Source organism: Flavisolibacter nicotianae, assembly GCF_003628535.1.
Classification (GTDB): domain Bacteria; phylum Bacteroidota; class Bacteroidia; order Chitinophagales; family Chitinophagaceae; genus Flavisolibacter; species Flavisolibacter nicotianae.
Genome location: NZ_RBCI01000001.1, coordinates 636,136 through 648,432, shown reverse-complemented (window position 1 = coordinate 648,432; position 12,297 = coordinate 636,136). Strand labels below are relative to the sequence as shown.

The following is a 12,297-nucleotide window of genomic DNA, read 5'->3' as shown; positions in this document are numbered from 1 at the left end:
AAATGGGAAGAAGTGGCTTGCTTTTAAGTCTCGTTGTGCTGCTGGGCAGCTGCGTAGCCGGCAAGTACAATCCTGCCAGGAAGTTTTCGGCAGGGCAACTGCAGGAAGACTATGCCATCTTCCGCGCCAGTCTCGAAGAAGCCCATCCCAGCCTGTATTGGTACACTCCCAAAGACAGCATGGATTTTTATTTCGAGACCGGCCGCAACCGCTTGAAGGACTCGCTGACCGAAGGCCAGTTTCGCACCGTTCTTTCCTACGTGATCGCAAAGATCCGCGATGGCCACGCGTCGGTGCGGCCGTCGAAGGCTGCAACAGAAGGGCCAGGGCAAAATGCGCCGTTCCCGCTTTACATCAAAGCCTGGCCCGACACGGTGGTGGTGACAGCCAACATCAACCGCCGCGACTCGGCGGTTGTTCGCGGCGTGGTGTTGAAAAGCATCGACAACCGGCCCATCCCGCAGATCGTCGACTCGCTGTTCGCGTACCTGCCGGCCGACGGGTACAACCTTACACACAAATACCAAACGCTCAGTAACGGCAGTAATTTCCGCAACCTCTATGCATTGGTCTATGGCCTGCGGTTGCGCACACCCGTCACCTTTCTCGACACGGCCAACCAGCTTCGCACGGCGATGCTTTCGCTCTACAATGCAAGAGCCGACACGGCCCGCGGCCGGCGCGAACAACCGCCAAAGATCCCACGGCGGGAACGCAAAAAGATGGAACGGGAGATGATGCGAAATTTCCGGATCGACACGGCCCTGAATACGGCTTTTCTCGAGGTGAACACGTTTACAAAAGGCTATGGCCTGCGCCGCTTTTTCAGGCGTTCGTTCCGCACGATAAATAAGCAGCATCTTCCCAACCTTGTGGTGGACATGCGGGGCAACGGCGGCGGAAGCGTGATCCTTTCCAACCTGCTCACCAAGTACATCGCCAGGGCACCGTTTACCATTGCCGATACCCTGTACGCCATCCGGCGCAGCAGCCATTACGGCAAGTACCGGGAAAACCGGTTTCTTAACTGGCTGTTTCTCCAGTTTCTCACCCGGAAAAAGGCCGACGGACGCTATCATTTTACCTGGTTTGAATCCAAAAAATTCAAACCCAAAAACCGGTATCATTTCAACGGTATGACCTACATCATTACCGGCGGCAACACGTTTTCGGCCGCCTCGCTTTTTACGAAGGCGCTATACAAACAGGAGAACGTTGTTGTGGTGGGAGAAGAAACCGGGGGCGGCGCCTATGGCAATACGGCCTGGCTGATCCCGGATGTTACACTGCCCAATACGAAGGTCCGTTTTCGCCTTCCGCTGTTTCGCCTGGTGATTGACAAAAACGAAGTAAAGGGCCGCGGCGTTATCCCACAGGTGCCCGCACCGCCAAGCGTGGAGGATATTCGGAAAAACCGCGACTACAAACTGGAAAAAGTAAAGGCACTGATCCGCGAAAAATCAACACAATAAATCCTTTTTGTCTGCAGGTTTTTTCTTTCATCGACAAAAGGTGTTCGTCTCTTGTTCTTCCTGTTGGTCTTTCTTCTTTGCATGTCTGGATGCAGGCAGGCAACAGTGAGCGACTTTGCCTTTTTCCCGCAGGGCTGCAAGCTAGTTTTAGGGTGCAACGGACCTACACCCGTTTCACCGTAAAACATCGATTATGAAAAAGCAGTTTTTTTTCCCTATGTTTCTTGTGTTTTTTTGCGGCTTCATCACCACAGGGGTTGCCCAGGACCTTCGCACAGCAAACAAGCCATCGTGGGTGCCCGACAACGGCTACTGGGTGGTGGAAAGCAACATTCATACGCCGAAGAACAGCACGATTTATTTCTACAACCTGGATAATGTGCTGGTGTATAAAGAGACCATTCGCGGCGTCAAAATCAAATTGCAGAAAAAACGGGTTTTAAAAAACCTGAAGGCGGTGCTGGAGCAGTCGCTTGCTGCCTGGGAAGCACAGCACGTTGCCAGCGAAAATAAAATGCTGGTGGCCGTGGCCCTGAAAAACTAATTAGCACCACCATTTGTCATCGCTAAATGCTGTTTGTCTTCAAAACAGTTCCTTCCGGCAATCCCGCCGCCGCTTGCTTTGCTGATGTTGTATCTTTAAAAGAGAGTCATGAATCAGCACCCGTTCATCTTTTCCAATGCCCCTCATCAGCGTGTCAAGCGGCACGTGGCTTTCTGGTTGTTCTGGGCGGTGTTCCAGGGATTCCTCTATGCTTTTATCAGTCTTTCGCCCTCGATGGACTACCTGCACCGCCTGCCGCAAACGATGCTGGACTCCCTGTTGTTTCTGCCGATTCATATTTTTTTATCCTATGCGCTCATGTATTTTGTTATCCCGGTTTACGTGGTGAGAAACAAATACCTGTCGGCGGCTTTGTGGACCTTTGCTTTTATCCTTGCAACGGCATTGCTCTCTTCCTTCCTTTCTATCTACGTCGTGCTGCCGGTGCGGGAGGCGGTTTTGCCGCAGGGTCTGCAGATGCAGGTTCATACCAGTCCGGCGGAAAGAGGCAGTTTTCACCTGGCCTTCCTGGCCGGGCTTCGGGGCGGTATTACTGTTGGCGGGCTGGCGGCTGCCATCAAGCTGATGAAGCATTGGTACGTGGAAGGACAGCGCAACCTGCAACTGCAAAAAGTGGCCGTTGAATCGCAACTCCAGTTGTTAAAGGCGCAGGTGCATCCGCATTTTTTGTTCAACACGCTGAACAACATTTTCTCGTTCACACAAAACACTTCGCCGGCAGCTTCGCGGATGGTCATGGGTCTTTCGGATATCCTGCGTTACATGTTGTACGAGTGCAATCAACCCCTGGTTCCGCTGGAAAAAGAGCTGAAAATGATTGATGATTACATCGGCCTGGAAACTATCCGCTACGGTAACAGGCTTGACCTGCACGTGGACTTCCCTGGAGAGGCCAACGGGTTTTCCATTGCGCCGCTCCTGTTGCTGCCCTTTGTAGAAAATTGCTTTAAGCATGGCATCAGCAATATGCTGGAACAGCCCTGGCTTAACCTGCAGGTGTCCATCACGGGCAACCTCCTGGCGGTGCAGTTGGTCAACAGCAAGGCCGTGAGCGGAGAGCCGGCGAATCATCCGGGACTCGGCATCGAAAACGTACGCCGCCGCTTGCAGTTGCTCTATCCCGGTAAACACGAGCTTTCCATCACCAGCGAAGACGAAGTTTTTATTGTAAACCTGAAACTGGAACTCGAAAGAATGAAAGGCGTTGCTGTTGCGGCTCCCCCGCCGGCGATGGCCATTCTTGAAAACTGATTTTTTTATGCGCATACAATGCCTGATCGTTGACGACGAACCCCCAGCACGTGACGTGCTCCGGCGCTACGTGGAAGAACTGCCGATGCTGCAGGTAGCGGGTGAATGTGCCAATGCTATCCAGGCTTTTGCCGCCTTGCAGCAGCAAGCCGTTGACCTCCTGTTTCTGGACATCCGCATGCCGCAACTCAACGGCACCGATTTCCTGAAGACCATCAAACATCCGCCGAAGGTGATTTTGACAACGGCTTACCCGGAGTATGCGCTGGAAGGTTACGAACTGGATGTGGTGGACTACCTCATGAAGCCGGTCCGGTTTGACCGGTTTCTGAAAGCGGTGAACAAAGCGTTTTCCCTGCAGGGCAGTAAGCCGCTTGCGGAAGAAGCCCTGCTGCCTGCTGAAAAGAAAAACGAATCGTTTGTGTATTTCCGTGCCGACAGGAAGATGGTGAAAGTGGTGCTGGGCGATATTCTTTACATCGAAAGCATGAAAGATTATGTCAAGGTGTTTACCTGTAGCAATACGATCGTGACCAAGCAATCCATTTCTTCCGTGGAAGCCATGCTGCCGGAAAAACAGTTTGTCCGCACACACCGCTCCTTTATTGTTTCCCTTGGCAAGATCAAATCGTTTACAACCGAACTGGTGGAAATTGGCAATGCGGAAATTCCGATCGGCAAATTGTATCGCAATGGTGTAATGAAGCAGCTATCCTAAGCAGGCTGTTTTGCGGGTTACGGTTCGATCTGGAAGTCGTCTGCATCCCGCCAGAACTGGAACTTCTTTCGCACCTCATCGAGGTCGTCTTTTTTCAGCGTGATGGTGAAAATGTCCTCGTCGTGTGCCTTGTGGTAAAGCACTTCGCCCAGTGGAGAAACCACCATGCTGTCGCCGCTGTGATAAATGCCGTTGCCGTCGTTGCCCACGCGGTTTACGCCAATCACGTAGCACTGGTTTTCGATGGCTCTTGCCTGCAGCAAGGTTTTCCAGGCCGTGTTGCGGCGCTCGGGCCAGTTGGCCACATAGATCAGCACATCGTATTCGAAGTTTTGTTCCTCGTCAAACTGCTGCCGTGCCCACACCGGGAAACGCAGGTCGTAGCACACCAGCAGGTTTAATTTCAGCCCATTGGCCGACGCAATAAAGCGGCTGGTGCCGCCGGTATAATGCCTGTCTTCTTCGGCAAAGGCAAAGAGGTGCCGCTTGTCATAATAGCCATATTCCCCGGTCGGTAACATCCAGATGGAGCGGTTGAAATAATTGCCGTCCTCTTCGATGATGACGCTGCCGGTGAGGATGATTTTCTTCGCGGCAGCAATCCGCTTCATCCAGGCCAGCGTTTCGCCTTCCATGGTTTCGGCCAGTTGCTCCGGCTTCATGCTGAAACCGGTGCTGAACATTTCCGGCAATACCACCACCTGTGTTTTTTCGCGGATGCTGTTGATTTTTTCTTCCAGCATCTGCAGGTTGGCCTTCTTGTCTTCCCAATGGAGCGCTGTCTGGATCAAAGTGAATGTTAACGACGACATAGGCCGTGAAAATAAATCATTGTTCCCAATCACCCGCTGCGGTGGGTTGATTTGCGCTGGTTAGGCGTCCTGGCCAACAGGAGGAAACGGCAGACGTCTCAAATTCCGGTCCTGTGCAGCTTCGCTGCCTGCAAATGCAGCAGGACGCTTACTTTTGCCGCCTCATGCTGAACGGAAAAAAAATTGTGGTAGTCCTGCCTGCTTACAATGCAGCAAAGACGCTGGAACAAACCTACAGGGAGATTCCTTTTGACATCGTGGACGACGTGGTGCTGGTGGATGACCTGAGCAAGGACGAAACCGTGCAAAAGGCCAGGGAGATTGGCATTCGTCATATCGTAGAGCACCAACGCAACCGCGGCTATGGCGGCAACCAGAAAAGCTGCTACAACAAGGCGCTGGAACTGGGCGCCGACATCGTGATCATGCTGCATCCCGATTACCAGTACACGCCCATGCTGATTCCCTCCATGGCCTATTTGATCGCCAACAATCTTTACCACGTGGTGATGGGATCCCGCATCCTTGGCAACGGTGCCCTGCGTGGCGGGATGCCCCTATACAAGTACATCGCCAACCGGGTGCTCACCTTTACGCAAAATATTTTGGTAGGACAGAAGCTCTCGGAATACCACACAGGCTATCGTGCTTTCTCGCGGGAAGTGCTGCAAACAGTGAATTACGAAATCGACAGCGATGATTTTGTTTTCGACAACGAAATGATTTCGCAGATCATCTATTTTGGATACGAAGTGGCAGAAGTAACCTGCCCGACCAAGTATTTTGAAGAAGCCTCCAGCATCAATTTCAAACGAAGTTCGATCTACGGATTGGGTGTGTTGCGGGTATCGCTGGTGCACCGCCTGTGCAAATGGGGATTGCTGAAGCGGAAGATGTATGAGCGGGTCTCTCCCGTCGCGTCGAAAAGCGGAGTGTAGCCAACACATGTTTAGCTCGGCCAGGATATGTTTAATCGGCCGAAGAATTCCATCCCTCTGAGGGATGGAATTCTTTTTTGCCGCCCTGCGTTCCGAACGCTGAAGAGTGCGACGCAACGGATGCTCAATGGCTATTCTATTGCTGGTGACATAAAATATATTGCTCTTTCGGGGCAAAAGAAATGCCGTTGGCAGGGACGCCAAACGGCAGCAAAAAGCCTCCATCAAAATGAATGATGAAGGCTTCGTTATATCGTGCAAAAGCAAGGGTCTGTGCGATGGAAAGCCCTCCCCGGAGGGATTTGGGGAGGCCGCAGGTCTGTGCCGAGCCACTCCTTCCTTTGGTGGCCGGGGTGAGGTTAATGCCTGAAATGCCGCAGGCCCGTCATCACCAGCGCCAGGTTGTTTTCCTGGCAATACGCAATGCTGTCTTTGTCGCGGATGGAGCCACCGGGTTCGATGAAAGCGGTGATGCCAACGTCGTGCCCCATCTTCACACAGTCGTTAAAAGGGAAGAAGGCATCGCTGGCCATCACGGCGCCGTTCAAATCGAAATTGAACTGCTTTGCTTTCTCCACGGCATGGCGCAGGGCATCGATACGGCTGGTTTGTCCGCAGCCCTTACCCACGAGTTGCCTGTTTTTGACAAGGGCGATGGCGTTACTTTTCAGGTGCTTGCAAACAATGTTGGCAAACAGCAGATCTTCTTTTTCCGAAGCGGTGGTTTCGCGGCCGCCGGCTTCTTCCCATTTTTCGTAATTGCCTTCGTCTTTGCCTTGTTGCAAGGTGCCATTCACGACATTCTTGTAAATGTTGGATGTGGTGTCGGTGTTTTTCAGTTGCAGCAAAATGCGGTTCTTTTTTGTTTTCAGCTTTTCCAATGCATCGGCAGCAAAGGAGGGTGCGAGCAGCACTTCAAAAAAGATCTCGTTGATCGCATCGGCCGTTGCGGCATCGATCTCTTTGTTGCAAACCAGCACGCCGCCGAATGCGCTCTCGGGATCACCGGCCAGCGCATCCTTCCAGGCGTCCGCAGCGGAGTTCCTGCTGGCAATACCGCAAACGTTCGTGTGTTTGATGATGGCAAAGGTCGTGTCGGTAAATTCTTTAATCAGCTCAATGGCCGCGTCAATGTCCACCAGGTTGTTGTACGAAATTTCCTTGCCGTGCAGCTGGTCAAAGCAGCCAGAGAGGTTGCCGAAGAAAACGGCTTTCTGGTGCGGGTTCTCGCCGTAGCGCAGGGGTGTTTGGGGGCCGGCACCAATCACGGTCAGCGGCGACGATGCATTGAAATAGTTGTTGATGGCAATGTCGTAATTGGCCACTACCTGAAAGGCTTTTGCCGCAAAGGTTTTGCGCTGCTCCAGCGAAATGCTGCCGCTTTTCTTTTGAAGCAGGTCAACCAGCGGCTGGTAATCTTCCTTGGAGGCAATCACGGTTACATCTGCAAAGTTTTTGGCGGCGGCACGAATCATGGAAGGTCCGCCGATATCGATTTTTTCAATGATGGCTTTTTCGTCCTTTGTCTGCGCCAGGGTTTCTTCAAACGGGTAGAGGTCAACGATCACAAGGTCAAGGATGGGAATGTTATACTGCTGCATTTCCTGTATGTCGGTCTCGTTGTTCCGTCTGCCGAGGATGCCTCCAAAAACGGAAGGGTGGAGTGTCTTTACCCGTCCGCCCAGGATGGAAGGATAGGAGGTGAGGTTTTCCACCGGAACGACATCGATGCCCAGGTCTTCAATGAATTTTTGGGTACCACCCGTAGAGTAGATGGTGGCGCCCATGGCTTTTAACTGTTGAACAACGGGTTCGAGACCGTCTTTGTAAAAAACGGAGATGAGTGCAGAGGTGATTTTCTTATCCATGATTGTGCGAATGAGCCGCAAAAGTAGGATGCATTGTGTTAACGACCTCACTGGTTTTGACAGACCTCGGAGGTTTTCAAAACCTCCGAGGTCTGTCAAGAGAGCTACCAGTTCATCACAAAGGCGCCATCCTCGCTGACGTTGGAACAGGGGATTTGCAGTGAGTCGCAGTCTTTTTTCCACAGCGTGGCCTTCCACGGCGGCACCGAGCCGTCGATGACTACTTTCCCGATTTGAAACGACCTGGCCAGGTCCGCCATAAACAGTTTTGGGTTTTTCGACAGGATCACGACATCGATCGTTTGCCTTGTTGCGGAATCAGGGACAGCCATCGCTTCATCGAGCACCAGTACCCGTTTGCCACCCAGCACGAAAGCCTTTTGCAATGCTGCCGTTGTCGCCGGCGAAATGCGGTGCATGACGCGGGAAGGTTGCAGGTGAAAGTTCCGTTCAAAGCCGTCCAGCAGCAGCGACGAATCGCCCCAAAAAGCAAAGCTCCTGCCGTCGATGATATCCATTGCAGGATGTTTCGGCACATTGTACACGATCAGTTTTTTTTGCCGGTAGGCATCAAAAAAAGAATGTCCCCTGATCAGCATAAAAACAGCCAGCGACGAAAAAGCAATCCAGGCCTGCCGCCGCTGCTTTTCCATCAGCCAGTAGCAAAATGCCAGGAAAAAGACCAGCAACAGGATAGCCTGCACCAGGTTGATCGAAAGAAAATTCCAGGTGGAAAACGGCAACCGGTCGAGTCCTTCAATGTAGCTGTTCATGAAGGCAATACCTGCTTTTAAAAGGAGTCCCGTAAAACCGGCAAGAGCGGGAAGAAAGAAAAGTGCACAAAGCAAAATCTCTCCCATCAGGATCAAGCTGCTCAGCGGTACGGCGATAAAATTGGTGAGCAAAAACAGGAGCGGCATCTGGTGAAAATGGTAAATGCTGATGGGCAGCGTAAGGATCTGCGCCGCGATGGTGACGGCTGTCAGCTTCCAGACAAAATCAACCATCCGGTTGTGAAACTGCAGCCAGTTGTAGATGGGCTGAAAGAAAAGCACGATGCTCAGCACCGCTCCATACGAAAGCTGGAAACCAACATCCCACAACCAAAACGGGTTGATGCAAAGAAGCGCAAAGGCGGAGAACGCAAGGGTGTTGATGATGTTTGTTTTTCGCAGGGCCATTTCACTCCCTGCAATCAGGGTGAACATCAGTGCCGACCGTAGCACCGACGGTCCGCCGCCGGCCAGGATGCTGAACAGCCAAAGCGAAGAAATGATGAGGAGTAAACGCAGCCAACGCAGTTTGCGGACATGTTTGAGCGGCTTTGTCAGCAGGAGCAGCAACCAGTAGATCAATCCTAAGTGTAATCCCGAAATGGCAATGATGTGCACCACGCCGGTATTGGAATAGGCCTGCACCAGGTTTTTATCCAGGTCATCCTTGTAGCCGATCAGGAGCGCTTCGGCAAGACCCTGTTCCTTTTCGCCGTGAATAAACCTTTGCAGTGTCGATACGACCCAGGAGCGACTGTTGTAAATAAATGCCTGCACCCTGTCTTGCCGTGTGGCCGGCAGCACAACAAAATCGGACGGCGCCAGGTACACCTGGTGCGTAATGCCCTGGAAAAGACTGTAGGTTTGATAATCGAAGCTACCGGGGTTGCCTGCGTTCTTAATAGGTTGCAGGTTTTGTTGAAAAACAACCAGGCTGCCGTATTGCAGCGGCGGCAGGGCCGAATCTTTTTTGAAATAGAGGATGATCCTTCCTTCTGTTTTTCGTTCGCCTGCTTTTGTGCGCAGCGAATGCACGGTGGCCAGTGCCTTGTACGAAGCTGTTTTTTCCACGAGGGGTTCTTCCAGGATCACCTGGACAAAATCACCGTTGCGGTATGTATTGCCAAACCACAACGGGTTGTTCCGCGTATCGTGCAGCCAAACAGAAATGCCGCCCAGGGCTACCAGCAGCAACAGGAGTGCAAGGCCATTGCTTACCCGCAGCCTGTATCGCCAGCGCAACGGCAATACAGAGTAAAGAAGCAGCGAAGAGAGACAGCACGCAAAACAAAGAAGCAGCGCTGTTAGCGGGAATTGCCCATACCATTGCAGCACGACGCCGCCTGCCAATGCAGCCAGCAAACGGACAAACGGGGCTTTGTGCCAGAGCCGTGCAGCCATTCCCAAAAGGTAAAAACGATTTTACGCTTCTGCAACTGTTGCCTTTTGACGGGCCGGCCGATCGGCCAGCAGGAAATAGAAGAACACCAGCACCGCAACGCCGGCCGTTGCAAAAAACGTCGTGGCGCTGCCCAATGCACCCCAGATCCAACCGGCAAGCACGCTGGCAAAAAACGCACAGATGCTTTCGCAGGACGTGTAAAAGCCAATGGCCGTTGCCGTGTTTTCGCCATGCGAGAGATTGGTGATCCAGGCCTTGGTGATGCCTTCGGTAGCGGCCGCATAAATCCCGTACAAAACAAAGGCAACAAAGATGGTGACAACGGACGGCGCATAGGCAAAAAGCGCATAGACGCCGGCAAACAGCAAAAGCCCGGACAGGAAAACTTTTTTGATCCCGATTTTATCCGCCAGTGCCCCGAGTGGATAAGCCGCCAGGGCAAACACCACGTTGTACAAAATATACGCACCGATGGTGAGGCGGTCGTCACCCGTCACTTCTTTTGTTTTCAACAGCAGAAATACGTCGGCACTGTTGAAAAGGGCAAACAGCAACAGGCCGGTCACGAGTTTTTTGTACGGCGTTGAGGCAATGTTCCAGTACCGGAAAAACGAAAAGAAATTGCCTTTGCCCAGCGTGGAAGACGGCTGCTTTTTTTCGTTGAGCAAAAAAACAAGGAGCACGGAAACAATGCCGGGTATGCCCGCCAGCAGGAAGATCAGCATGTAGTTTTTGGGAAAGACAACAAAGAGCAGCAGCGCCAGCGCCGGCCCGATGGCAGCGCCCAGCGTGTCCATCGACCGGTGGAAGCCAAACACCCGGGCCTTGGTTTCTGGCGTGGCGTTTTGTGAAAGCAGGGCATCCCGGGCGGCGGTTCGCAGTCCCTTGCCCAGGCGGTCGGTTGCCCGCACAAAAAAGATCCACAACGGGTAGGTGAATGCCGCCATCAGGGGTTTGGAAATGCCGCTGAAAAAATAACCGAGCTTGATGAAGGGAAGCCGCAGCCCTTTTTCGTCGCTCCATTTCCCGAAATAGCCTTTGCTGATGGCAGCGGTGAAATTGGCCATCCCTTCCAGCAATCCAATCAGCAAAAACGAAAAACCGATCTCTTTCAGGTAGACCGGGATGATCGGGTAGAGCATTTCGCTGGCGATATCGGCAAACAGCGAAACCAGCGACAAAACCAGGACAGTGCGGTTGATGATTTTCACACGCTGAAGATAAGACTGCGGCCTTGTTTCGATCTCCTGCAACAGGCATCATCCGGCTTTTGCTACATTCGCACTCCCAAAAAAATCCCATGACAGCACTCATCATACAGATCGCCGGCTACCTGGCTTCGCTGCTGCTGGCCCTTTCGTTGCTCGTAACCAACGACCTGCGCTTTCGCTGGCTGAACACCGGCGGTTGCCTGGCTTTTATCGTGTACGGTGGTTTGCTCCAGGCCTTCCCGATTATCCTGACGAACGCACTTTTGTTTTTCATCAACGTGTTTGCGCTGGTGAAAATCTATCGCAAAAAAGAAGCCTTCGACCTGCTCGAATTCGGTCCCGATGCAAGGCTGATCCAAAAATTTCTCCGCTTTTACGAAGCCGACATCAAAACCTATTTCCCGTCGTTCGCTTTGCAGGAAGACGAAAGCGATATCCGGTTTGTGGTGCTGCGCGACATGGTACTGGCCAATGTGTTTGTGGCCACGCTGGCGCCGGATGGAACGGCAACGGTGAAATTGAACTACACCATTCCCAAATACCGCGATTACAAAGTGGGGTATTTTATTTTCGAGAAAGAAAAGGCTTACCTGCTCACCCGGGGCATTCGAAAACTGGTGTACACAGAAGTGGCCAACAAAGGCCATGCAGACTTCCTGAAAAAAATGGGCTTTCAAAAAGAGGAAGTGAACGGGCGGGAATGCGTTGTCAAAAACCTCTAATACCACTTCGGTTTGATAGCAGGATAGTGGGCTACCTGGATTTTTTGTTTCACCATTATCACAGTCTCCACTACCAGGCAGCTGAAGTGAAAATGGTCTAATTCTTTTTGCAAATTCGTTCACCGCTTTTAACCTCCTGGCTTTTTGGCGGTCAGTTGGAATCAATCGGACCGTATGAAAAAATGTCTTCTCCTGCTCATTCCTGTTTTGCTTGTCCTTGCCTGCAGCCGCAAAACGGTGCCTGCTTCCAGAACCAAAGCAAACGAAAACATTCCTCCCCGAACATACAATGCAAGTGCTGTTGCACAAGGCAGGGTTGTATACACCAACCGCTGCGGACGTTGTCATGGGTTGAAGCCGGTACAGAAATACAGTGCGCAGGAATGGGAACCGATTTTAACCGTGATGATCCGAAAGGCGCGGTTGCAGGCGGCCGATTCGGTTAACGTCAGTGCCTATGTTTTTTCCGGTGCAAAAGGAAACTGACTCTTCCTACTAAATCGTTGTTAAAGCAGCCGCGCCAACTTTTGCTTGTTGATTTCCTTGTTCATATTCGTTTGCTAAA

At 52.1% G+C, this 12,297-nt stretch carries 11 protein-coding genes; 7 read left to right on the top strand and 4 right to left on the bottom strand.

What is annotated here, in order from left to right:
- Window positions 1–2: 2 nt before the first annotated feature.
- The 4 genes from D6024_RS02765 to D6024_RS02750 all read left to right on the top strand — a co-directional run bounded on the left by D6024_RS02765 (window position 3) and on the right by D6024_RS02750 (window position 4,006).
- Window positions 3–1,472, top strand: coding sequence for a S41 family peptidase (locus D6024_RS02765; protein WP_162944492.1), 1,470 nt, complete (start codon window positions 3–5; stop codon window positions 1,470–1,472).
- A gap of 193 nt (window positions 1,473–1,665) precedes the next feature.
- A complete protein-coding gene (locus tag D6024_RS02760) occupies window positions 1,666–2,016 on the top strand; it encodes a hypothetical protein (protein ID WP_121352737.1) in 351 nt (116 codons plus the stop codon).
- A gap of 108 nt (window positions 2,017–2,124) precedes the next feature.
- Window positions 2,125–3,288: a sensor histidine kinase gene (locus tag D6024_RS02755; RefSeq protein ID WP_205573211.1), complete on the top strand. Its 1,164-nt coding sequence runs from the start codon at window positions 2,125–2,127 to the stop codon at window positions 3,286–3,288.
- A 7-nt stretch (window positions 3,289–3,295) separates the two neighbouring features.
- Window positions 3,296–4,006, top strand: a complete 711-nt coding sequence (locus tag D6024_RS02750; protein ID WP_121352734.1) for a LytR/AlgR family response regulator transcription factor — start codon at window positions 3,296–3,298, stop codon at window positions 4,004–4,006.
- 17 nt (window positions 4,007–4,023) lie between these two features.
- On the opposite strand, the gene D6024_RS02745 is transcribed toward D6024_RS02750, so the two are convergent.
- Window positions 4,024–4,818 carry a nitrilase family protein gene (locus tag D6024_RS02745; RefSeq protein WP_121352732.1) on the bottom strand — a complete coding sequence of 265 codons (795 nt, stop codon included), beginning with the start codon at window positions 4,816–4,818 and terminating at the stop codon, window positions 4,024–4,026.
- A gap of 113 nt (window positions 4,819–4,931) precedes the next feature.
- On the opposite strand from D6024_RS02745, the gene D6024_RS02740 reads away from it, so the two are divergent.
- Complete coding sequence (locus tag D6024_RS02740) at window positions 4,932–5,756, top strand: glycosyltransferase family 2 protein (RefSeq protein ID WP_240409917.1); 825 nt, start codon at window positions 4,932–4,934, stop codon at window positions 5,754–5,756.
- Window positions 5,757–6,115: 359 nt separating this feature from the next.
- Here D6024_RS02740 and purH read toward each other — a convergent pair whose 3' ends face one another.
- From purH to D6024_RS02720, 3 genes are all read right to left on the bottom strand, one after another.
- On the bottom strand, window positions 6,116–7,624 hold the full coding sequence (gene purH / locus D6024_RS02730; RefSeq protein ID WP_121353467.1) for a bifunctional phosphoribosylaminoimidazolecarboxamide formyltransferase/IMP cyclohydrolase: 1,509 nt from the start codon (window positions 7,622–7,624) through the stop codon (window positions 6,116–6,118).
- 104 nt (window positions 7,625–7,728) lie between these two features.
- A complete protein-coding gene (locus D6024_RS02725; protein ID WP_121352728.1) occupies window positions 7,729–9,798 on the bottom strand; it encodes a ComEC/Rec2 family competence protein in 2,070 nt (689 codons plus the stop codon).
- Between the two features lie 21 nt (window positions 9,799–9,819).
- Complete coding sequence (locus D6024_RS02720; protein WP_121353466.1) at window positions 9,820–11,010, bottom strand: MFS transporter; 1,191 nt, start codon at window positions 11,008–11,010, stop codon at window positions 9,820–9,822.
- Window positions 11,011–11,099: 89 nt separating this feature from the next.
- Here D6024_RS02720 and D6024_RS02715 point away from each other — a divergent pair, with 89 nt between their 5' ends.
- Together D6024_RS02715 and D6024_RS02710 are read left to right on the top strand one after the other, a co-directional pair.
- Window positions 11,100–11,732, top strand: coding sequence for a YgjV family protein (locus D6024_RS02715; protein WP_121352726.1), 633 nt, complete (start codon window positions 11,100–11,102; stop codon window positions 11,730–11,732).
- Between the two features lie 174 nt (window positions 11,733–11,906).
- Window positions 11,907–12,218 carry a hypothetical protein gene (locus D6024_RS02710; RefSeq protein WP_121352724.1) on the top strand — a complete coding sequence of 104 codons (312 nt, stop codon included), beginning with the start codon at window positions 11,907–11,909 and terminating at the stop codon, window positions 12,216–12,218.
- Window positions 12,219–12,297: the final 79 nt, after the last annotated feature.

Coding starts and splice junctions, on each gene's coding strand:
- D6024_RS02710 (WP_121352724.1), top strand. CDS start 11,907: ATGAAAAAATGTCTTCTCCTGCTCATTCCTGTTTTGCTTGTCCTTGCC.
- D6024_RS02745 (WP_121352732.1), bottom strand. CDS start 4,818: ATGTCGTCGTTAACATTCACTTTGATCCAGACAGCGCTCCATTGGGAA.
- D6024_RS02755 (WP_205573211.1), top strand. CDS start 2,125: ATGAATCAGCACCCGTTCATCTTTTCCAATGCCCCTCATCAGCGTGTC.
- D6024_RS02750 (WP_121352734.1), top strand. CDS start 3,296: ATGCGCATACAATGCCTGATCGTTGACGACGAACCCCCAGCACGTGAC.
- D6024_RS02715 (WP_121352726.1), top strand. CDS start 11,100: ATGACAGCACTCATCATACAGATCGCCGGCTACCTGGCTTCGCTGCTG.
- purH (WP_121353467.1), bottom strand. CDS start 7,624: ATGGATAAGAAAATCACCTCTGCACTCATCTCCGTTTTTTACAAAGAC.
- D6024_RS02725 (WP_121352728.1), bottom strand. CDS start 9,798: ATGGCTGCACGGCTCTGGCACAAAGCCCCGTTTGTCCGTTTGCTGGCT.
- D6024_RS02765 (WP_162944492.1), top strand. CDS start 3: ATGGGAAGAAGTGGCTTGCTTTTAAGTCTCGTTGTGCTGCTGGGCAGC.
- D6024_RS02760 (WP_121352737.1), top strand. CDS start 1,666: ATGAAAAAGCAGTTTTTTTTCCCTATGTTTCTTGTGTTTTTTTGCGGC.